This window comes from Bacillus sp. 0909A, assembly GCF_036765115.1.
GTDB lineage: Bacteria > Bacillota > Bacilli > Bacillales > Bacillaceae > Bacillus > Bacillus mojavensis.
Genome location: NZ_JBAIZU010000003.1, coordinates 341,660 through 363,685, shown reverse-complemented (window position 1 = coordinate 363,685; position 22,026 = coordinate 341,660). Strand labels below are relative to the sequence as shown.

Below are 22,026 nucleotides of genomic sequence, written 5' to 3'. Positions count from 1 at the left end.
TTACCTCCCAACTGTTCCAAAATTAATGATTTTGAAAGAAATATCGTATGTGAACTTCGCCTCAGTGAACGTTTCATCCCAATGCCCTTTTACTTTATTCCAGTAATCCGGGTATTGAATCCGAATGTAGTCAGATAAAAAGATAGGGTCTGCTTTATACGTATGCTGCAGCTGATCCATAATCTGCTTGATATCTTGTTTCAGCTTTTTCTCAAAAATGTTTTCCAGTTTGCGCAAATAGCTTTCGCTAAAAGAGTTTTCCCTTGGACTTTGATCTTCTGTCAGAATGCCTGTTGTTTTGACAGAAATATGAAAGACAGGCTGTCCATTCTGAATGGCAGGTTTGATTTTTGATTTGGATTTTTTAATCTCAAATGTAATCGGATGTCCTTTTTCTTCCGCCGGCATAACGCCGCCTTGGATCGTTCCCATTACCCATGCCAGCGCTTGTGTTTCATCCGCTGAAAGAAATCCCACTAGTTTATTGCTGCCGCTTTTAATAATGCCAGCCCCGTCATACTTTGCTTTTCCCTTTTGGTTTTTCACGGCTTGAATGAGAAAACTGTAGCCGTTTTGGCAATAGATAGAAGCTCTCCCGATCCGAAGCGGCATCATAATTTTCCCGTTATATCCGCTGTTATTTGTCAGATCAATCAGCTTTTCGGAAGGCATCGGCAGCTGCTGCTTTGGACTTCCTTTCATGAAAATTTCTCCCGCTTTCCCTCTGGCTACCATCAAATAGCTGCTTCGCCTCAGCTCATCGTCCCGGATAAAATGGTTGAACACTTGATCTATATTTTGATTTTTCATTAGCTTTTCTCCCAATAGAATCACTTTTAAATGGTCACTATAGATAGGAGGGTCCTTGATCGAAACATCACTGACCGCTTCGAGAATGGTTTTCCCGTGGGATGTCACATTGACAAATTCTGGTTTTCCTGATGATTGGCTGTCTTCACTTTGGGGAAGAAGGTTTTGATAGGTTAATTTATACTGATGGTCATCAGTTTCATCGATAGCAAGTCCCCTGGCGAAAGACAGCTTTTCAATATTTTTGACATCCCAGCATCCGCAGAGTAGCTGCAGCATCAGTACCATTGCTGCAAGCTTTATTATTGTCTTCATTGCAGCTGACCCCTCCCCAGCTTCTTCTGTACCCAGCTCAAAAACCAGATGAGAAATGGTATGAAAATAACACCTAAAAATGCATATCCGAGAAGTGAACCGTAATAAAACACGGCATTCAGATCGTCAGGAAACATTGTGAAGAAAAATGTAAAAGCCAGCAATGCAGCAAGCAGCCACGGATTGTTTTTATTTTTCAGATGAAAAACATCTGTTAATCCGATATGCGCGCCTTTAAAGGAACCGAGCATACAGGCGAATTGCTGCGCTGTCCAAGTCAACTGTAAAAACAGGTCAAATCGTTCAATAAAAATCCCTGGGATTTCTAATGCATGGATGAGTGAAATGGTCGGCCACGTCACTGTTTTAGCCTCAGCCACACTCATACAGCCAATGACAATAAACAAAGTAATGCTGTAGAAAACAGTCGAGGTTGCAATGCCCAAAGCGACAGCTTTTTTTACTTTCTTCGGATCTTTCATAAAGGGAATGAGATAAAAAATGACTTCAAATCCTGAAAAATATAAAAGGGTTTTAGGAAATAAAGAGAAAAAGCTTTGATAACCGCCTTCAAAAACGGGTCGGATAAAATCTAACTGAAACAAACGAAAGCTAAACATCAGAAGCATCAGAAAAATAATAATAGTGACAGGAAAGATATACGCATATACCTTCGCAATGGGGTAAACACCTCCGGCTACATGATAGATGGCAACCGCCAGAAAAATAATGACGACAACCGCCATCGGCGTGTTTTTTAATAGAAAGAATGCGACAACCTCTCCCAAGACCCGGGCTTGAAAGCATACGATACCGATAAAATAAAGGGTAATAAATAAATTTAAAAAGAAACCGATAAATTTTCCGGCAGCAATACTGTTGAGCTCAAAAATTGTTTTCCCGCTGTTTCGTTGAAGAAAAGGCAAAAAAAGCAGAGCGAAAATAATAAAAATAACGCCCTGCAGCAGGATCATGATCCAGCCGCTAGGACTTTCGGTTTCAGCGGCTGAGCGGGGAAGGGTTAAGACACCGGCACCGATCATTGTACTGCTTACCATAATAAGCGTCTGCATAAATGTAAGCTTGTCCTCTGATTGCATCATAGCCATCACCTTTGTCTGATTTTATCTTTTGTGTCTTTACGGGTAGGTCTTCTTTTTAAAAATAGGGTAGGGATGCGAATCACAGTGTCCTTTAAATCTTGTCCGGGCTGTGCCATTATGGGAATAATGTAATCTTGGCCAAAGCTTTTCAGTCGCATCAAGTGTCCGATCACAAACAGAAAGACCATGATGACGCCATACATGCCAAGTATTGCGGCACTTATCATACCCGCAATGCGAATAATCCGCAGCGGAAAGTTAAAGGCGTATGAAGGAACGGTAAATGATGCCAATGCGGTAATTGATACAACAATGACCATCAATGCGCTGACGATTTGCGCCTGTACGGCTGCCTGTCCAATGACAACGCCTCCAATAAGTCCAATCGTCTGTCCGATCGGTTTTGGCAGTCTTAAACCGGCTTCCCTGATCAGTTCTATTGTAAATATCATAATAAAAGCTTCGACAAAAGGCGGAAAGGGTACATTCAGCCTGCTGCCTGCAATCGAAATAGCCATTCTCGTCGGCAAAAGACCGGTGTGGAAGGAAACGAGAGAAATATATAAGCCGGGCAAATAAATGGTTATCAGGATGCTTGAATAACGAAGCAAACGAATAAGAGACATTGTAATCCAGCGCTGGCTGTAATCATCCGGTGAATGAATAAATTCATCCACCGTTGCCGGTACTATCAATGCAAATGGTGTACCGTCCACTAATATGGAGACCCGTCCTTCTAACAATGAGCTTTCTACACGATCAGGACGTTCTGTGCTTAAAATCGTGGGAAAGATTGAAAAGGGTTCATCTTCAATGAGCTGTTCAAGTGTGCCTGATTCCGGCAAATCATCTGTCGTGATGGATTTCAGCCGTTTAAACACTTCTTTTACGACATAATCAGGGGCAATATCCTGAATATAAGCGACAGCTATCTTTTTTTTCGTCCTTTTGCCTATTGTCATTTCTTTTATAACGAGATTAGGGTCACTCGTCCGCTCTCGCAAAAGCGCCGTGTTTGTCCGCAGTTTTTCAATAAAGCCTATCTTCGGCCCGCGTTCCACGATTTCAGAGGAAGGCTCTTCAAGATTGCGCGTCATTAACGTTTTCGTATCAAATGCCAGCCCCGCGCTGTAACCATCAGCCAGCAAAATGGTATGTCCGGAAAAAATGAGCTGCTGTATTTCTTTTATTGTAGAAACAACGCTGTGATGATAGCCGAAAAAGAAAGCGGATAAATCCTCAATCAAGCCTTCTTTTTGAGCTAACGATTCTTTTTGTAAAGGAGAAATGACGTATTGCGCCAGAAGCTTATTTTCTGTCAAACCGTCAATATACAGCAGGCAAGCCTTCTGTCTGCTGTCTCCGAAAGAAAACGTATAAAACATGATATCGTCGTTTTGCCCCAATTTCTTTTTCAATGTTTCTACATTACGCTGGAGATCAGAGTCGATTTGCATAGTTTCTCCCCTTTATAAAACATATTGACGGTTTTTCTTAATTTGTATCAAAAAAGGAGAATTATTCTTCATAAGGAAAAGGCTGAAACAAACCTTCTATTCAAAGTGATATAATAAAAAGGAAGCGTTTTCTAAAAAGGGGTTACGGATATATAATGCTTTGTACATATGTTGTCATTGAAAAGCAGACAGACATACGGGCGTTTGTAAGGGGCACGCACCGGGAAAATAATGATCAGCCATTTAAAGGGGAGGGGTACGGATCATGACACAATCACCGATTTTTTTCAAGCCAGTGTTTAAAGATAGAATCTGGGGCGGCACCGCTTTACGCGATGTGTTCGGGTATGACATTCCATCCGAAACAACAGGGGAGTGCTGGGCCATTTCCGCTCATCCAAAAGGACCGAGCACTGTTGCGAATGGGCCGTATAAAGGAAAGACATTGACCGAGCTTTGGGATGAGCACCGGGAATTGTTCGGAGGCGTGGAGGGAGACCGATTCCCGTTACTGACGAAGCTGCTGGACGTAAAGGAAGATATGTCGATCAAAGTCCATCCCGATGATTATTATGCTGGAGAGAATGAACAGGGGGAGCTCGGCAAGACGGAGTGCTGGTATATTATTGACTGCAAAGAAAACGCAGAAATCATTTACGGACATACGGCTCGCTCAAAAACTGAGCTTGTCACAATGATTAACAGCGGCGACTGGGAAGGCCTGCTGCGAAGAATCAAGATTAAGCCGGGGGATTTCTATTATGTGCCGAGCGGTACGATACACGCTTTATGTAAAGGGACACTTGTGTTAGAGACCCAGCAAAATTCAGATGCCACATATCGGGTCTACGACTATGACCGTCTCGAAACAAGCGGCAAGCCAAGGGAGCTTCATTTTGCAAAAGCCATTAACGCAGCGACCGTTCCACATGTGGACGGATATATAGACGAATCAACCGAATCAAGAAAAGGAATAACAATTAAAACGTTTGTCCAAGGGGAATACTTTTCCGTCTATAAATGGGACATTAATGGAGAGGCTGAGCTTTCGCAGGATGAGAGCTTCTTGATATGCAGTGTAATAGAAGGAAGCGGTTCGCTTACCTATGAAAAAGAAACATGCCCGCTTCAAAAGGGCGATCATTTTATTCTGCCTTACAATATGTCCGACTTCACAATTAAAGGTACATGCACACTGATTGTGTCACACATGTAAACTTAATCTCACTTTGAGATTAAGTTTTTTTATTTTTCAAAAATGGAATGGATTGACCTATAAATAGAGCATACGCATGCCGATAAATAAACTAGTTTTATATACTCATTGAATAAGAAAGAGGAGAAGGAATGAAAAAGAGATTAATTGCACCGATGCTTCTGTCCGCCGCGTCCCTTGCCTTTTTTACCATAACCGGCTCAGCACAGGCTGCAGCGTATACGGACTACTCGATTTATAAGGTGGAGCCGGCAAAAACATTCAGTACAGAAAGCCAAGCCTCTCAGGCTGCCGCCAAACTCGAAAAAGACACAGGCTGGGATGCCTCCTATCAGGCTTCAGGCACAACAGCAACTTACCAGATTACCGCTACAGGCATACATAGCGAAGCAGAAGCTAAAACTTTGCTGAGCGGACTGACAAAGCAGACAGCCATTACAGGCACATCCAGTCCAGTCGGCAGCAAACAGCCGTATATGACCATCACGTCCGGCGCAATATCAAGTGAAAAACAGGCAAACATTCTGCTGGCCAAGCTTAAGCAGGAAACAGGTGTCACCGGCGCTGTGAAGATGTCCGGCACAGCCCAGTTTTACATGAACGTGGTTACCTCGGAAATAGCAGATGAGATGAAGGTCAAGGAGCTTATCCAAGGCCTGACAAAGAAAACGGGGATAAAAAGCACGTACCAGCCCGTTACACATGAAGTATCTGTAACAAGCATTCAATCTGGCGCTATTATCGGAGACAGCAAGGCTGCGCAAGTTAAAAATGCATTCCAAAAAGAATCGGGACTGAAGGCATCGTTAAAAGAAACAGTGAAAGGCCAAGCCTATTACACGTTTACAACAGCCCCTATATCAGGCGAATCAAATGCCAAGACTTTGTTACAGCAGCTGAAACAAAGCACCGGAATTACGGGAAGCTACAAGTCAATCAATCAAAAAACAACAGCGGACGTATACAATGTCCAATCGGCTTATTTCAAAGGGCTGAATACAGTGAAGGACGCCGTCAGCCAAATCAAGAAAAACACTGGGGTGTCCGGATATTATCAAAAGGTTGGCAAAAGCACCTCATATACTGTAAACATGAAGAATTTGACGAAACAGCAGCTTCAAAAGGTCAATGCATTCTTCAAAAAGAAAAAATGGCATTACACATCATCTGCCGTGAAAAAAACAACAACGTCATCTGCCTATCAAATTACGACTGCACAGATATTAGGTGAGCAGCAGGCCAACAAAGCTGCGGCCTTCTTTACACAGAAAAAAGTAAAGGCAACAAAAAAAGCGACTGGAAAAACATCCGAAAACCAATATCAGCTCATTTCTGAAGAAACAACAGACCAAGCAAAAGTGACGAAAGGTTTGAACGTTTTAAAGAAGAATAAGATAAGTGCTACAGCAAAAACAGTAAAAAAACAAACTGCCAACACATTTAAAATTACAACTGAATCTCTGCTGGATGCGGCAAAAGTCAATGAAGCCATAACGTTTTTTAAATCGAATCAAATTTCAGCCGCAAGCAAAAAAACGGGTCAAACAACAGGAAGTAAATATCAACTCACCACTGAGGCGATCATCAACAAAGAGGACATCGATCGTGTACTTGCTTTTCTCAAAAAAAACAACGCCTCTGGCACGGCCGCGAAAACAGGCGCGACAGCATATACACAATACAAAATCCTGACATCTCAGCTTAGCAGCAAAATAGCATTGAACAATGGACTGAACTATTTTAAAGCTCAACAGTTAAGCGCGAACTACACAACCAAAAGCAACACGCTTTATAAAATTAGCCTTAACGAGCAATTCACAGGCAATAGTGCAGCCTTAGCGGCATCAGCGAAGCTGAAGCAATTATATGGATGGACATCATCCACTGTAAAAATCAAAAACGGGCCGCAAATCATGAAAACGAATTATAATCTATCGCTTCGTGATATGGTTCAAAAACAAATGAAAGTCAGCCCGCAAACCGACGGTGCAGCTTACGTATCACTCACATATATCAATACCGCAACCTCAACGGTCACAGCTGATGTACTCAACATCCGGTCAACACCGGCAGTCAGTCCGACGAACGTCATCGGCCAATTAAAAAAAGGTGATAAAGTGAGAATCATCGGCCAGACAAACGGCTGGGCTAAAATCAATATGGGGTGGAGAAACGCTAGCAGTGATGAAGTAGGACAATACGTTGACCCAAACAACTTTTCCATGGACAGCAAATACTACTTCCAATTTCTTAAGCTGTCACAGACAGCCGGCCTCAGCGTCGCCGAGGTCAATCAGAAAGTGCTTGCGGGCAAAGGCATCCTGACAGGGAAAGCAAAGGCATTTATCGAAGCCGCAAATAAGTACAGCATCAACGAACTATATTTAATCTCACACGCTCTCCTTGAAACAGGCAACGGAACATCCGATTTGGCCAATGGTTTAACCTATAACGGAAAAACCGTTTATAACATGTACGGAATCGGCGCATACGATAGCAACCCGAACTACTACGGCGCCAAATACGCATACGAGCAAGGCTGGTTCACACCAGAAGCCGCCATTATCGGGGGCGCCAAATTCATAGGCACATCCTACATTCATAACACAGCCTACAATCAAGATACGCTATACAAGATGAGATGGTCAGCCACAGCTGCACACCAATACGCAACAGACATCGGCTGGGCATACAAACAAGTAAACCGCATGTACAGCCTGTATTCATTGCTGGATGGATACACGCTGTATTATGATGTTCCGGAGTATCAATAAATAAAAAAACACCTTTTGCCGCGGCAAAAGGTGTTTTTATCATTATCTTTTAAGAACTTTATCCTCTAATGGTTCCTCTTCCTGAGGGAAAACAATTTGATCAATGACACGTTCACTTGCTTTACCATCCAGATCATCAAAGAAATAATGTACAAATGAATCAATTTGATCGAAGTTATACTTTTCTTCTTTAATAATAGAAATCATTTGATCAGACGTTTTTGCAAGCGGACCCGGAATAAAGTCAAAGTAATCGTAATAGAAATCCCGTTTCCGGATATAATCATCAACATCGTAGCTGAAGAAGATCATCGGTTTATTTAATAAAGCATATTCAAAGCATACTGAAGAATAATCCGTAATCAGTACATCCGTCACAAGCAATAGCTCGTTGATTTCTCTGAAGGAAGAGAAATCATAAAAGAAATCGCTGTACTGGTAAGGGATATTGGCGTCGTTCCGCACAAATGGATGTATTTTAAATAAGAAGATATATTCATCCTTTAACTCATGATACAGACGGTCAAAATCAAGCACCTCAAAAGGATAATGAGCCGATTGCTGCCCATTTCCGCGGAAAGTAGGCGCAAAGAGGATAACCTTCTTATCTTTAAGGAACGGATATTCCGTATAAAGACGTTCCTTCACAAATGCTTTTTTCGCTTCATCAAAGAAGAAGTCAGTTCGCGGAACACCGGTAGCAATTACGTTCTCTATGTCCACGCCAAAGCCCTCTGCATAGTGCTTCCGTATATTTTCAGAGCTGACAATAACCTTCGTGTAGTTTCTGTGGTTTTTCGAATGCGGCGACGGTCCTCCCGGCAGTCCGATTCGGCTGTAACCAAACGTTTTAAATGCGCCGACAGCATGCCACAGCTGGACAAGTTCGGCCTTTTTCCGAATTTTTAACGGATAAATAATTGGATAAAAATCATCAATGAAAATGATTTTGCTAGTCGCAAAATGATAAGCCATTGACATGAGTTCAGATAGGCTTTTTCTGTCACGTATGCTGCTCTTTAAGAAAAATTTAAAATCAAAGTTTTCTTCCCGCTTCAGCAGTTCCTCGTAAACAAATTCAAAGTTGCCTGTCAAATCAAGACGGCTGTCAGAAGCAAAGACGATCTTGTTCGGCTTAATTGGAAGCAGGCGGAACACATCATAAGCAAAATGGAACAAGCTCGTATTCAGCTTGCGCAAAAAGCGGTTTGCTTCTTTCCCGGTATCGAGCTCTAACAGGCTTGGATCAATTTCCTGAAGCTTGTTGCAAGACAAATTAATCGTCTTTTCGCTCTCATCATAGTTGACAATCAAATTGAACTTCATCAGCTTTTTAGCTGAATGAAATTCCATCTTTGTCGCATACACATCATTAGAGAGGAAACTGCTGACATTTCCGACCGTATGCACTTCCTGGTGTTTGATATTTTGGTCATCGACTGCCTCGATTTCGAGAAATAGCTTATACTCGCCTTGTGGAAGAGGCTTGTCATTCATCAATTTAGAAAAGTTAATCTGCTGTGAAAATCCTGCCCATTTATAGGCTTCAGGCACATTTGCAGTATTGATGGATAACTGTTCTACAGGACAATCGCGCAACGAAACAGCTGTGAATAAAACACCGTTGTTCACCAATAATAAACGTTTGCGGACCTGATCCTCTTTTTGCAGAGGCAGACCCTTAATATACATATAACCCGCAATCTTAAGGATCGACCCATTCCAAGAAAACTCAGAAATTTTTCTGACAGGCACTTGCTGATTTTCTTCGACACGCTTCGTTTTATCAAAAAGAGAAAAGACTCTGTTATCTGTTGGATGAACAATCAGAGCTGTATTTTCTTTTTTCGCTTTTTTTCTTGATCTGAAAAGTCTGTTCTTAATCTTTCTGGCAAGCTTCACTTTGTACCTCACTTTCTCCTAATCGGCACCAGATGTTAAAAATGATGAAATAAAATCGGCTACCCGCTCTGAAGATTTGCCGTCTTGATGGGTAATAAACTTCTGTGAAAAAGCTTCAATCCGCTTCGTTTCAGCTTCATGCACATTCTCGATGTCTCGAACAAGCGATGTAGTGTCCCTAGAAATCGGCCCAGGCACAAATGATTCAAATGGATAGTAGAAATCACGTTCTTCTAAATAGTCTTCTAAATCCGGGCAGTAAAAATACATCGGACGCTTCAGCAGGCTGTATTCGAAAATGACTGAAGAATAATCGGTTATCAGTCCATCAGAGATTGCCATCAAATCATACAAAGAGTACGAATCGGATAAATCCAGCACAAAATCATCCTCTTCCGGACGCGCGTGCTGGCGCATATACGGATGAAGATGGAGCATGACGACATAATCTTTATGGTTTAGCGCTGATTTTAATTGTAGCAGATCAAGCGGGGTAGCGTAACCCTCTTGATGATGTCCGCTGCCTCGAAAGGTAGGAGCATACAAAAGCTTTTTCTTATGCTTTAGTTCAGGATAAGCCCGATCAAACTCATCTTGAACAGTGCGAATATGTTCTTGATCATAAAAATAATCCGTTCTAGGTATACCAAGCGGCAAAATCTGCTCTTGCTCCATTTGAAAAGCTTCAGCAAAATGCGGAACAGCAGCAGGTGCGCTGACAATTGCATAGTCATAGTTAGAATGCACAGGAACGATCTTCAAGTAATCGGAAGAAGGCCCAAACGGCTTGTTCACAATGCTGTAGCCAAACTTTTTAAACGCACCGCAAGCATGCCAAAGCTGGATGGCGACTGTTTCCTTTCGTTTGGGCACAACGTACAAAGGAAAATAATAATCATCCAATAACAGCACACGGCATGTGGCAAGATGATATAAAGAGCTGAAAAGATGAAGCAAATACGAAGCTCGTCCGATCAACCCTTTATCCATCTTACGAAAAAGCAGGGTAATGCGAAGAGACGGATCTTGCTTCAGCTTTTCATAGACTGCTTTAAAATTATCACTTAAATGATCCTCACGATAGGAAGCTATGACAACTTTGTTATGCTGTACTGGTAATAAAGCGCTCAATAGTTTATAAGCAGTGCCGAATACTCCTTTTATAATTCGTGTAAGGAATGTTTTCACTGTTTAAATATCCCATTCAATAACAGTTTTTCCCCAAGATGAAGTCAAATCTGCTTCAAACGCGTGTGTAATTTCCTCAATACTGCGTACCGGGAAGCGTCCGCCGACTAATGTTTCTAAATAATCAACCACTTCTGGGTATTGAGCTAAAAAGTCTACAGTACGGGCAAAATCCTCGCGTCCGCTGCGGCTGCTGCCGATCAGCGTAATCCCTTTTTCAAGCACCATTCGGGTTTCGATTTCAACTGGGTATTCAGATACGCCTAAGAGCGCTACACATGCCTCAGGATGGACATGGGTGATGATCTGTTCAATCGCACTTTCACTGCCGCGTCCGCCTACACATTCAAAGGCATGATCGATTCTTACATCCTCAGGAATGTCGTTAATTTGATAAGCCGCGTCAACAAAAGAGAAGTGTTCAAGTTTATAAGGCGTTTTTCCGAAAATAAATACCTTGCTGTCCGGGTACTTCTTCTTCAAAAGAAGCGTCATGATAAATCCGAGGTTTCCGTCCCCCCAGACACCGAATGTGTCACGCTTCTTATGCGCCATCCGTTCAAATCGGGAAAGCGCGTGAACTGCAATGGTGATTAGCTCGGTAAAAGCAGCTACATGCGGGTCAATGCTGTCCGGAAGTTCAACGAGCCGATCCGGGGCCATAAACATGTAATCCTGCATGAAGCCGTCATAGCCGCTGGAACGGAATCTGCTGGATCGCAGATAATTTTCCGCAATCACTTCATGCTCTTCAACCGGTGTATTCGGCACCATGACAACCCGTGTTCCGACTTTAAAAGTGCCGGTCGGATCAAACATCACTTTTCCGATTCCTTCATGGATCAGGGCCATCGGCAGTTTTTTATCCATAGCTTCTTTGCCGCGGGAACCAGTGTAATATCGCTGGTCGGCAGCACAGATGGATAAATGGGTAGGCCGGACGACGACCTTATCTGAATGGACAACTTTATCTTTATACGTCACTTCAAACTGTCGGGCAGAAACTAAACGATACGTTTGATTAATCATTGTGAAATTCGCTCCTGTAAAATGGCATTTGCCACTTTTAAGTCATATGGTGTCGTTACTTTAATATTAAAGACTTCACCGCGAACCAGCTTCACTTTTTCACCTGCTAACGAACAGATCTTACAAGCGTCAGTCAGTACGGCTTTTTGATCATCTGACAGCTGATTATAAAGCTCGACCAATTTGCTGATGCGGAAGCTTTGCGGTGTTTGTCCCTGATACATATTATCGCGTACAGGGATATCAGAGATAAACTCTTGGTCTTCTGAAGCGATAATTGTGTCAATAGCAGATATGACTGTATCGACAGCGCCATATTGAAGAACAGCATCAATGTTTTCCTCTATAATGCGATGAGTCAAAAACGGGCGCACAGAATCATGCGTAATAATCACGTCATCATCTTGAATGCCAAACTCTTTTTCAATGTAACGGATGCCGCTCATAATTGATTCATTGCGGTCGCTTCCGCCTTCCACCACGACCAGGCGCTCATCGTTTCCAATGAATTTTTTTAAAATGTCTTTTGTATGGTTAATCCACTCTTTAGGTGAAACGACCAAAATCTTATCGAAACGGTCATTTAATAAAAACTTTTCAACCGTATGAATAATAATAGGGCGTTTATTTAACGGCAAAAACTGTTTTGGCATATTGACATTTCCCATGCGGGAACCTTTTCCACCGGCTAGAATCTCAGCATAAATCATAAAATGACTCCTTCCTTACCACAACTCATAATGTTTTATAAAGGGTTTTCATATTATTTGCAATAACGATCTCTATTATATATAAAGATCAGAATGATTTCTTGTTTATATAGCTTAAAAGCTGCTTGCTAGCATTCCCTTTAGAGTACAAATTCCATTCACGGGAAAAACGCTCCACTTCAGATTGCAGATTGTTTATATCTTTTATCTGTTCTAGGAGCATTTCTGAATTACTGCAAGGCACCCCAGGTATCACCTCTGCATAATTTCTAATCAAGCCGCGTGTTTTGTCGTAAGCATCCATATCATACGCATAAAACAGAATGGGTTTGTTCAACAGAGCAAATTCAAAAGGAACTGAAGAGTAATCCGATATTAACAGATCGCTCATTTTTAATAGGTCTGCAAGAGGGAGATCTGATACATCTTTTATCCACTCATTATTGACAGGTAAATCTGCAGATTGTTTCATAACAGGATGCAATTTTACTGCAAGCAAAAATTCTCCTTTTAAATCATATGCCAGCTGTTTTTCTGAAAACGGCAGCGAAAAGCTTTCAAACTGATGATCCCTGAAAGTCGGGGCATACAGAATGATTTTTTTCCCTGCCGGCAGATGGTGTTTGCATTTAAGTTCATGACCGTTTTTGCCGGCCTCATAGTAAGCATCAGTTAATGGCACGCCAAATCTAAGAAATTTATCCTCTGTGATATCGAAAAATTCCTTAAATATGTCAGCCATGTGTTCAGAACCGACGACAATCCGGTCAAATGAAGCATATACCTTACGAAAGCGTCTCACGTCAGACCGGGAACGATTCTGAGTATTGATATCCTTTAATCCAAAGCGCTTAAACGCTCCGTTCGCATGCCAGACTTGTATGCACTCAATATCCGGTCGGTTCGCCAAAACAGTTGTTAAAACAAAATAATTATCAACAACCACGGCTTTACTGCTCAGCATAGAAAAGACCGCTTTACATATATGAAGCGGATGTTTTTCATTAATAACTGAGACAGGGAGTGCCGGGAATTCATCTGCCAGTGATTTGGCGTGCTGGGTAAGCAGCACATTAATGTGAAATGAATAATGTCCTTCCTGATATTCCTTTAACAGGGCACGGGCATTATCAGGAAAAGAGACAAGCAGTGTCAGTTGATTCCCCGGTTTTATCCAAAAGAGTGAAGCGCCAATGACTTTTATGGCCAAAGAATAGAAAAACGCAAACATCGATTGAAGTTTCATCCTGTCATCAGCTCTAATCTGCTGTCAGAGATTGTCCGCAGATACAGCGAATGATTCTTATATTTCATTAAAAACATAGCTCCTTTAAAGACCGATTACAAATGGCGTGATTGATCTTTAATCTGCCCTGTATATTGCGGCTTGGCTGAAGCTCGTTCATGCTTCAGCACGGCTGTAACATATTTAGGAATGCTAAGCATTCTTCTCCAGCGCGATGGGTTGGTGATCAGCCTGTACATCCATTCAAGGTGAAAACGGATAAAAAACGACGGCGCTCTTTTTACATTGCCGCTAAACACATCAAAACTGCCCCCGAGCCCTACTGCTACAGCTTGAGGGAATAAATGCCGGTATTTATGGATAAAGAACTCCTGAACAGGGTAACCTAACGCGACAAACACCATATCCGGCTTTGCAGCAGCAATCTTGTCTGCCACTTCACTTTGATCCTTGACATAGCCGTCAGAATAGCCCGCAATTACAACTCCAGGATAATCACGGCGGATTCGTTCGATTGTTTGCTCAATAACATGTTTTGCTGCACCGTAAAAGAAAACACGCTTTTTCTTTTGGTGAGCCTTATCCAACAAGGACGTAAACAAATCATAGCCGGCTATTCTGGATTGAAGTGGCTTTCCGATCAACTTGGAGACCATAACAACACCAATGCCATCCGGCAAAATAAAATCAGCAGACGAAAGAACTGTTTCATACCGCGGATTCTGCATCGCTTCAAATCCAATTTCGGGATTTGCCGTAACAATAAACGCTCCTTTGGCCTGATCCAAATATGAAGTTTCCAAATGGGATACAAATGAATTCAGTTCACCGTCTACAAAATCTAATTGATTAATGGGTTTCGTTTGCATTATGTCAACCCTCCTTTTCATCTATATGTCTATAAAAAACATGTGTCATTCGTATAGTTTAAGTAAAGACCATAATTCATCACTTTACCTGAAAACATCTTACCCTATCATACCACAAAAATCTTTAGGAACTTTTAACATTCACATTACAATTCCTTCACGTTTTGACGATGAATTAATATGAGGAGGGTGTACAAAATAAATGACGTAACACAAAGCAAATCGTTTCACTAAAAATCATGACAAAAGAATCGATTTTTCCATAAACAAAAACTTGGTATAATGAAATGGGATAAAGCATTGGACCTGTAAATTTTATACATCGACATATATTTATCCCAAAAATTATTAGCAATTGACATTTTTAAAGAGCCTTAACTTTTATAGGAACTTATGCTATTATTGTTCATTATTAATGGTACGTAAAATTTATGTCGAAATTATAAACAGTTTGTTAAGTTTTTTTGTTTTTTTCTGGCACTCTCAGTTGAAAACGGTTGGAAGGGTGATGTTATCTAATGAAGAAAGTGATAACGTACGGAACATTTGATTTATTTCACTACGGACATATGAAGCTGCTTGAACGAGCAAGAGACCTCGGTGATTACTTAATCGTAGGCTTGTCTACAGATGAGTTTAATTTGCAAAAACAAAAAAAATCGCATCACTCTTATGAACATCGAAAGTTCATTTTAGAAACAATCAATTTTGTAAATGAAGTCATTCCAGAAAAAAACTGGGAACAAAAAATCTCAGATATAAAAAAGTACGGAATTGACACGTTTGTCATCGGTGATGACTGGAAAGGGAAGTTTGACTTTTTAAAGGAATATTGTGAGGTCATATACCTTCCAAGAACAGAGGGCATTTCAACTACTCAAATCAAAAAAGACATGGCTAGTCTATAGAAGTACTAATTAAAAGAGGCTTGAAGTAATGTTCAGTTGCTTCTTTTTTTCTTGTGTGCGTGAATTATAAATTTTTGCTCTTTAAGGAGTTTATGATGAGATCGTTTATTTTAAATAAATGCAGAAGTTTATTAATTAAGGTTTATTCGATGCTGTTTCAACTTTTTGCTCTTCTGCCAAGAAACAACAAATTAATTTTATTTGAAAGCTATTCTGGCAAACAGTTTAGCTGCAATCCCAGAGCAATCTACGAATATCTCCAGGAAAATAAAGATAGATATGACTATAAGTTAATATGGAGTATTGATAAGCGTTACATGTCGGCATTAGAAGGTGTGGATGTAGCATATATTAAAAGGTTTTCTTTCAAGTGGCTTTGGTACATGGCCACTGCAAAGTATTGGATAACAAATAGCCGCCTCCCATTATGGATCCCAAAACCCAAAAAAACATTGTATGTGCAAACGTGGCATGGCACTCCGTTAAAAAAGCTTGCTAATGATATGGATGAAGTACATATGCCAGGTACTACAACTGAAAAATACAAACAAAATTTCCTGCGGGAAGCTAGCAAATGGGATTATTTGATTTCTCCTAATGCTTATTCGACTGAAATTTTTAAAAGCGCGTTTCAATTTAAAAAAGAAATCATAGAGGCTGGTTATCCGAGAAATGACATTCTGTATTCTTCAAATAAGGAATCATTAATTAAGAAGGTAAAACAAGAGTTGGGAATTAATGAGGATAAAAAAGTTATTTTATATGCACCAACATGGAGAGATAACGAGTTTAAGAAGGTTGGGCAATATAAATTTAAACTCCAATTTGATTTAGAAGAAATGAAAAGGGAACTCGGAGATTCTGTAGTAATCCTTCTAAGAATGCATTATCTAGTTTCAGAACAGTTTAATTTAGGCAAATATAATGATTTTGTTAAGGATGTTTCTTTATATAAAGATATTAGGGATTTGTATTTAATTAGTGATTTGTTAATAACAGATTATTCTTCTGTCTTTTTTGATTATATAAACTTAAAAAAACCCATTGTGTTTTTTGTGTATGATCTCCCAATTTATAGAGACTCTATTAGAGGATTTTATTTTGATTTTCAACAAAAAACCCCAGGAAGCTTGGTGCAAACAAGTGAAGAACTAATAAAGACAGTTAAAGACTTGCTGCATACCCCTTATATAGATCATAATTACGAGCTTTTCTACAATGAATTTTGCAACTTAGAAGATGGCCAGGCTTCTAAAAGAGTTATTGAGACGATTCTATGAAACTTCTAAAACAAAGAGGTACTAACATGTTTTCTATAATTATGCCTATATATAACTCCGAGAATTACTTGAAGGCTTCAATAGAGAGTGTTATCCAACAATCAATCGGTTTTAAAGAAAATATAGAACTTATATTAATAGACGATGGTAGTGTTGACCGTAGCTCTCAAATTTGTGAATTTTATAAAAAAACATATCCGAATAATATCAAATTTTTTAAGATTGAAAATTCGGGGCCTTCTGCGGCGAGAAATTGTGGATTGTTGAATGTAAGTGAAAAATCTAATTTCATTGGTTTTCTAGATTCAGATGATACACTCTCTAAAAATGCTATACAAAGTGTTTATAATTTTTTTTGCAATTGCGGAAAAGATACAAATATAGCTGTTTTGCCAGTTTATTTTACAGGTGAAAAAAAAGGCGATCATAAATTAAATAATAGATTTGAAAAAGGGACCAGGATTATAAACATTCTTAAAGAGTATAAATCTGTCCATTTTTATATTGGAGGAACGTTTTATAGAAGGCAAATTATAAATGATAAGGTTCTGTTTGATGAATCCATAGATTTCTGGGAAGACGCTATGTTTATCAATCAGTTATTGCTAAATGAAAAAAGTTATGGAGTAGTTGCAGAAGGGAAATATTTCTATAGAAAACGAAAAGAAAAGAACTCGTTAGTGGATGGTTCATGGTTAAACAAAAATAGGTATTCTTATTTGTTGGATGTCAGCTATAGGACTTTGTTTATGAAGTCAATCCAAAAATACAATACTATTCTACCTTATATACAATATTTGATTATTTACCATATAAAATTGTTTTTGTATCCTAGTTATCGAGAGATTTATAAGACGGTTTTAAATAAAAGTGAGCAAAGAGATTTTATTCATTCTTACATTAATATTCTCAAACATATAGATACGCAATATATAAACGAACAAGATATGCCCATATATTATAAAGAATTTATGTTTTTTCTGAAAGAAGATAATACAGGAAGTCTCGAAAGAATAAAAAAAGATAATATAGTTCAAAGTTCCTGCACTGTTACTAAAATAAAGATTAAAGGGTGGAAACTCGAATTAACTGGAAATTTTATCAATCAGTATTATGAAATGCAAGAAAGTGATTTCATATATGTAAAGTACTTTAAAACTTTAAAAAAATGCAAGCGCAAAGAATTGAAAAAATCAATTGAAGTTTGGGGATATAAGTTAAGAGATTTTAGATATGCTGGCTTTGTTGTTGAAATACCGATTTGGGCCTTTGCTTTCGAATTTATATTAAAAACACCAGACAGTGCTATAAAACTTAACGATGTAAACATATTTAGAAGTTTACTCGTGAAAATTTTCAAAAGATAGTTAAAGATAATTATATCCATATTACCAAAATATTGATTTTTGTTCAAATGATTAAACAATCTATTTACAATGTTTCTCTATCTATTACCCGGATTCTTATTAATATAAACATTTTGTTAGGAGTAAATTTGTATGGAAGATAAGAATTATAAATATGATTTTAGTGTAATAATGCCAATTTACAATGTGGAAATGTATTTAACTGACGCTATAGAAAGTGTGATTAATCAGACTTTAGGCTTCAATAATATTCAATTAATACTTGTTAATGATGACAGCCCTGACAAAAGTGAGATCATTTGCAGGGAATATGAACACAAGTATCCGAACAACGTAGTTTATGTAAAGAAACAGAACGGCGGAGTTAGCAGTGCGCGAAATTTCGGATTAAAGTATGCTGAGGGGAGATATGTTCAGTTCCTTGATCCGGATGATTTAGTTTCAAAAGAAACATTTGAAAATGTTTTAAACTTTTTTAACCAATATAAAGGTGATATTGATATTGTAGCAATTCCAATATTTTTTGAAGAAGGAAGAATTGGAGAACATAACCTTAATAATAAATTTACTTCGACAAGAATTTTAGATGTGGAAAAAGAACCGCATCATATATTAACCCATTGCTGTTCTACTTTTATAAAAAAAGATGCTTTAAAAAATATTTGTTTTGATGAGAACTGTAGAATAGGGGAAGACGCCAAGCTGGTTAATTTAATCATATCAGATAAAAAAAAGTACGGTTTAGTTAAGGAAGCTAAATATCACTATAGAGTAAGAGAAGATGGTTCGTCTGCAATGCAGAATGCTAAAGCTAATAAAGATTGGTTTAACCATTCACTTACTACATTTTCTAAGAGTTTAATTAATATGACAAAGAATCATGAAGAAAAAGTCCCTCTGTTTCTTCAATATATGATTATGCATGATCTGAAGTGGAAATTATTAATTAGGGATATTAGTGAAACACCTTTAAATCAACATGAATACCAAGAATTTTTAAAATTAATTCGAGAAGTACTTTCATATATCGATGATAATGTCATTATTGAAACAAAAAGTATAAGCCATTTTTATCTATATCATGCTTTAAAAATAAAACATGGTGAAAATTATAATAGATATGTATATGAAATAGAAACTGACCAAGATCTTTATTTGTACAGAAAAGATGAAATTGTAGCTAGATTATCAAATCAAACTCTAACTATTGAAATCTTAGAAGAAAATGAGGATTCTATTCATATAGAAGGTTTTTGGAGCTCCCTATTTAAAGCAAAAGGTTTTGGTTTTTATGCTAAAATCGGTGAAAAAAGAGTAAAGGCAAAGAATATAAAAAGGCAGCATAATGATTATATTAGTTTAGGCGAAGTAATTAAAAAATATCCTGGGTTCTCTATAGACATTCCCAAAAAATATCTTACAGGCAATCACCATATAGAATTTTTTATCACTAAGGGCAATAAGAGAAAAATGACAAAGCTTCGTTTCTTTAAATATTCAGGTTTATCAAATGAATTATTTAATTCCTATGCAGCTAAACGAGATTACATTTTTTATTATAATTATAAAAAATTACTGTTCAAACAAAACAACTTTAAAAATAGATTTATAAAAGAATTTCGTTTCTTGAAATCTCTTAATAAAATAAGCGGTAAGTCAAAGAAACGAAAATCAGCGATTAAAAAGGCTATGTTGGCACGGGTTGCACATCATGTGTTCAGTTTCTTTAACAAAAAACCAGTATGGCTATTCGTAGATAGACAAGACAAAGCTGATGATAATGCCGAACATCTTTATAAGTATGCTATCAATAAGAACGATGGTGTAAAAAAATACTTTATTATAAAAAAAGATAGCAAAGATTATGACCGAATTAAAAAATACGGAAAAGTAATTCCTTACAGATCTCTCAGACATAAAATTTTGACTTTGGCTTCCTCCAAGGTAATATCTACACATGCAGATATATGGGTTGTAAATCCATTTTTCAATATGGAGATATATTTTAGAGATTTATTTAAATTTGAGTTTGTCTTTTTGCAGCATGGAATAACAATGGCTGATCATTCAGAGTGGCTAAATAAATATAGTAAAAATATTAAATTGTTGATAACATCAGCGAAACCTGAATATCGTTCCATCATTAAAGGGAATTACAATTATAAAAGAGAAAATATCTTTTTAGGCGGATTTCCGAGATACGATAATCTAAAGAAGAGTGAAGGGGAAAAGCAGCTTTTAATTATGCCTACATGGAGAAAGGATATTGTATTACCAAAAGATCAGGCAAAGGGAGTTAGACCCTACAATCCAAAATTTAAAGAGAGTGAATACTTTGCAAGGTATAATGCATTAATTAATGATGATAGACTAATTGAATTTGCTAAAAAAAATAACTATAAAATAACCTTTTTTCCACATCCAGACATTCAACAACAAATCGAAGATTTCAAAAAACATGAGTATGTAGAGTTTGCTGATTATAATAGCAGCTATCAAATGTTATTTAATTCCTCAAATATAATGATTACTGATTTTTCATCTGTAGCTTTCGATTTTGCATACGAGAAAAAGCCTGTAATCTATTATCAATATGAGGATTCTTATCATTTTAAACTTGATTACTATGATTATAAGAAAATGGGCTTTGGTGATGTAATAAATAATCATGATAGCTTAATTGATAAAGTTATCTATTATATGAAGAATAATAGTCGTATGGAAGATAAATATAGTAAAAGAGTAGATAACTTTTTTGCATATACTGATAAAAATAACAGACACCGCATTTATAATGCTATTTTGCAATTAGACAATAATAAAGTTGCTAAATAAGTTTTGTTTTATATAGGCATTAAACTAATGAAAGGAGAAGTTCAATGGGAACTTCTCCTTACTACTTAAAAAGTGAAAAAAAACTCAACATCTGTTACAATAATCTGCGGTGCTTTCAAATTTCTTTAACCGAAAGATCCCAAAAATCATTTAAGTCTAAGGAAGATAAACAATGAATGCATTAGTAAGAATCGTAAAAGAGCAAGTGACATCGTTTCCTTTAATTTTGCGCTTGGCTTCGTATGAGACAAAGTCTCAGTATCAGATGAATTATCTTGGTGTATTATGGCAGTTTTTAAATCCTCTCATTCAAATGCTGGCGTATTGGTTTGTATTTGGTATGGGAATTCGCAACAGTAAGCCGATCATAACGGGTGTCGGAGAAGTGCCTTTTATTGTTTGGATGCTGGCTGGATTGATTCCGTGGTTCTTTATTAGCCCGACCATTCTTGATGGATCAAACAGCGTGTTTAAGCGGATCAATATGGTTGCGAAAATGAATTTTCCGATCAGTTCACTGCCTTCTGTTGTGATTGCTTCAAATTTATTTAGCTATTTTGTGATGATGGGTGTTTATGTCATAGTTCTGTTAGCGAGCGGTATTTACCCTAGCTTGCATTGGATACAATATATTTACTATTTGATCTGCATGATTGTATTTATGTTTTCATTTAGTTTGTTTAACTCTACAATCAGTGTGCTTGTCAGAGATTATCAATTTTTGCTGCAGGCCGTTACCAGATTATTGTTCTTCTTGCTACCGATTTTTTGGAACATATCAGAGCAGCTTGGAAAAAATCATCCGAATCTTCTGCCTGTGCTCAAGCTGAATCCGATATTTTATCTGATTGAAGGCTTCCGAAACAGCTTCTTAGACGGAAAATGGTTTTTCCAAGATATGAAATATACGCTGTATTTCTGGCTATTCACTTTTCTTTTATTAACAGTAGGTTCTATCCTGCATATGAAATTCAGAGACAAGTTTGTTGACTTTCTTTAATACGTAAGGAGATTGTA

The 22,026-nt window shown here is 38.1% G+C and carries 16 protein-coding genes; 7 read left to right on the top strand and 9 right to left on the bottom strand.

The window, feature by feature from the left end; all coding sequences use genetic code 11:
• Genes V6D42_RS11995 through V6D42_RS11985 form a run of 3 tightly spaced genes read right to left on the bottom strand, consistent with a single transcriptional unit; the run spans position 1 to position 3,685 of the window.
• Positions 1-1,125: a Ger(x)C family spore germination protein gene (locus V6D42_RS11995; protein WP_333513367.1), complete on the bottom strand. Its 1,125-nt coding sequence runs from the start codon at positions 1,123-1,125 to the stop codon at positions 1-3.
• Positions 1,122-2,228, bottom strand: a complete 1,107-nt coding sequence (locus tag V6D42_RS11990; protein WP_333513366.1) for a spore germination protein — start codon at positions 2,226-2,228, stop codon at positions 1,122-1,124. Before V6D42_RS11990 ends, V6D42_RS11995 begins: the two co-directional genes overlap by 4 nt.
• Positions 2,229-2,233: 5 nt before the next feature.
• On the bottom strand, positions 2,234-3,685 hold the full coding sequence (locus tag V6D42_RS11985; protein WP_333513365.1) for a spore germination protein: 1,452 nt from the start codon (positions 3,683-3,685) through the stop codon (positions 2,234-2,236).
• A gap of 265 nt (positions 3,686-3,950) precedes the next feature.
• Between V6D42_RS11985 and manA the strand changes: the two genes are divergently transcribed.
• Together manA and V6D42_RS11975 are read left to right on the top strand one after the other, a co-directional pair.
• Positions 3,951-4,901 carry a mannose-6-phosphate isomerase, class I gene (gene manA / locus V6D42_RS11980; protein WP_333513364.1) on the top strand — a complete coding sequence of 317 codons (951 nt, stop codon included), beginning with the start codon at positions 3,951-3,953 and terminating at the stop codon, positions 4,899-4,901.
• Between the two features lie 131 nt (positions 4,902-5,032).
• The gene (locus V6D42_RS11975) at positions 5,033-7,675 is read left to right on the top strand and encodes an N-acetylglucosaminidase (RefSeq protein ID WP_333513363.1); all 2,643 of its coding nucleotides are present in this window, start codon (positions 5,033-5,035) and stop codon (positions 7,673-7,675) included.
• A gap of 42 nt (positions 7,676-7,717) precedes the next feature.
• Here V6D42_RS11975 and V6D42_RS11970 read toward each other — a convergent pair whose 3' ends face one another.
• The 6 genes from V6D42_RS11970 to V6D42_RS11945 all read right to left on the bottom strand — a co-directional run bounded on the left by V6D42_RS11970 (position 7,718) and on the right by V6D42_RS11945 (position 14,619).
• Positions 7,718-9,577, bottom strand: a complete 1,860-nt coding sequence (locus V6D42_RS11970) for a CDP-glycerol glycerophosphotransferase family protein (RefSeq protein ID WP_326330145.1) — start codon at positions 9,575-9,577, stop codon at positions 7,718-7,720.
• Positions 9,578-9,595: 18 nt separating this feature from the next.
• Entirely contained in the window at positions 9,596-10,765 is a 1,170-nt protein-coding gene (locus tag V6D42_RS11965; RefSeq protein WP_333513362.1) for a CDP-glycerol glycerophosphotransferase family protein, read from the bottom strand.
• A 3-nt stretch (positions 10,766-10,768) separates the two neighbouring features.
• Positions 10,769-11,794, bottom strand: coding sequence for a ribitol-5-phosphate dehydrogenase (locus V6D42_RS11960; protein WP_268447002.1), 1,026 nt, complete (start codon positions 11,792-11,794; stop codon positions 10,769-10,771).
• Positions 11,791-12,504 carry an IspD/TarI family cytidylyltransferase gene (locus tag V6D42_RS11955; RefSeq protein ID WP_333513361.1) on the bottom strand — a complete coding sequence of 238 codons (714 nt, stop codon included), beginning with the start codon at positions 12,502-12,504 and terminating at the stop codon, positions 11,791-11,793. Before V6D42_RS11955 ends, V6D42_RS11960 begins: the two co-directional genes overlap by 4 nt.
• A gap of 88 nt (positions 12,505-12,592) precedes the next feature.
• Positions 12,593-13,750, bottom strand: a complete 1,158-nt coding sequence (locus V6D42_RS11950) for a CDP-glycerol glycerophosphotransferase family protein (RefSeq protein ID WP_333513360.1) — start codon at positions 13,748-13,750, stop codon at positions 12,593-12,595.
• Positions 13,751-13,845: 95 nt separating this feature from the next.
• Entirely contained in the window at positions 13,846-14,619 is a 774-nt protein-coding gene (locus V6D42_RS11945; RefSeq protein ID WP_333513359.1) for a WecB/TagA/CpsF family glycosyltransferase, read from the bottom strand.
• A 518-nt stretch (positions 14,620-15,137) separates the two neighbouring features.
• Between V6D42_RS11945 and tagD the strand changes: the two genes are divergently transcribed.
• The 5 genes from tagD (at position 15,138) to tagG (ending at position 22,009) form a co-directional block, all read left to right on the top strand.
• Complete coding sequence (tagD, locus tag V6D42_RS11940; protein ID WP_333513358.1) at positions 15,138-15,527, top strand: glycerol-3-phosphate cytidylyltransferase; 390 nt, start codon at positions 15,138-15,140, stop codon at positions 15,525-15,527.
• Positions 15,528-15,622: 95 nt separating this feature from the next.
• Complete coding sequence (locus tag V6D42_RS11935) at positions 15,623-16,807, top strand: CDP-glycerol glycerophosphotransferase family protein (RefSeq protein WP_333513357.1); 1,185 nt, start codon at positions 15,623-15,625, stop codon at positions 16,805-16,807.
• A gap of 26 nt (positions 16,808-16,833) precedes the next feature.
• Positions 16,834-18,174, top strand: coding sequence for a glycosyltransferase family 2 protein (locus V6D42_RS11930; protein ID WP_333513356.1), 1,341 nt, complete (start codon positions 16,834-16,836; stop codon positions 18,172-18,174).
• A gap of 132 nt (positions 18,175-18,306) precedes the next feature.
• Positions 18,307-21,009, top strand: a complete 2,703-nt coding sequence (locus tag V6D42_RS11925) for a bifunctional glycosyltransferase/CDP-glycerol:glycerophosphate glycerophosphotransferase (protein ID WP_333513355.1) — start codon at positions 18,307-18,309, stop codon at positions 21,007-21,009.
• Positions 21,010-21,181: 172 nt separating this feature from the next.
• The gene (tagG, locus tag V6D42_RS11920) at positions 21,182-22,009 is read left to right on the top strand and encodes a teichoic acids export ABC transporter permease subunit TagG (protein WP_268447016.1); all 828 of its coding nucleotides are present in this window, start codon (positions 21,182-21,184) and stop codon (positions 22,007-22,009) included.
• Positions 22,010-22,026: the final 17 nt, after the last annotated feature.

Excerpts from the sequence above, each read along its gene's own strand:
- V6D42_RS11995 (WP_333513367.1), bottom strand. The coding sequence starts at position 1,125 with ATGAAGACAATAATAAAGCTTGCAGCAATGGTACTGATGCTGCAGCTA.
- tagG (WP_268447016.1), top strand. The coding sequence starts at position 21,182 with ATGAATGCATTAGTAAGAATCGTAAAAGAGCAAGTGACATCGTTTCCT.
- tagD (WP_333513358.1), top strand. The coding sequence starts at position 15,138 with ATGAAGAAAGTGATAACGTACGGAACATTTGATTTATTTCACTACGGA.
- V6D42_RS11985 (WP_333513365.1), bottom strand. The coding sequence starts at position 3,685 with ATGCAAATCGACTCTGATCTCCAGCGTAATGTAGAAACATTGAAAAAG.
- V6D42_RS11945 (WP_333513359.1), bottom strand. The coding sequence starts at position 14,619 with ATGCAAACGAAACCCATTAATCAATTAGATTTTGTAGACGGTGAACTG.
- V6D42_RS11935 (WP_333513357.1), top strand. The coding sequence starts at position 15,623 with ATGAGATCGTTTATTTTAAATAAATGCAGAAGTTTATTAATTAAGGTT.
- V6D42_RS11990 (WP_333513366.1), bottom strand. The coding sequence starts at position 2,228 with ATGATGCAATCAGAGGACAAGCTTACATTTATGCAGACGCTTATTATG.
- V6D42_RS11975 (WP_333513363.1), top strand. The coding sequence starts at position 5,033 with ATGAAAAAGAGATTAATTGCACCGATGCTTCTGTCCGCCGCGTCCCTT.
- V6D42_RS11960 (WP_268447002.1), bottom strand. The coding sequence starts at position 11,794 with ATGATTAATCAAACGTATCGTTTAGTTTCTGCCCGACAGTTTGAAGTG.
- manA (WP_333513364.1), top strand. The coding sequence starts at position 3,951 with ATGACACAATCACCGATTTTTTTCAAGCCAGTGTTTAAAGATAGAATC.
- V6D42_RS11930 (WP_333513356.1), top strand. The coding sequence starts at position 16,834 with ATGTTTTCTATAATTATGCCTATATATAACTCCGAGAATTACTTGAAG.
- V6D42_RS11950 (WP_333513360.1), bottom strand. The coding sequence starts at position 13,750 with ATGAAACTTCAATCGATGTTTGCGTTTTTCTATTCTTTGGCCATAAAA.
- V6D42_RS11955 (WP_333513361.1), bottom strand. The coding sequence starts at position 12,504 with ATGATTTATGCTGAGATTCTAGCCGGTGGAAAAGGTTCCCGCATGGGA.
- V6D42_RS11925 (WP_333513355.1), top strand. The coding sequence starts at position 18,307 with ATGGAAGATAAGAATTATAAATATGATTTTAGTGTAATAATGCCAATT.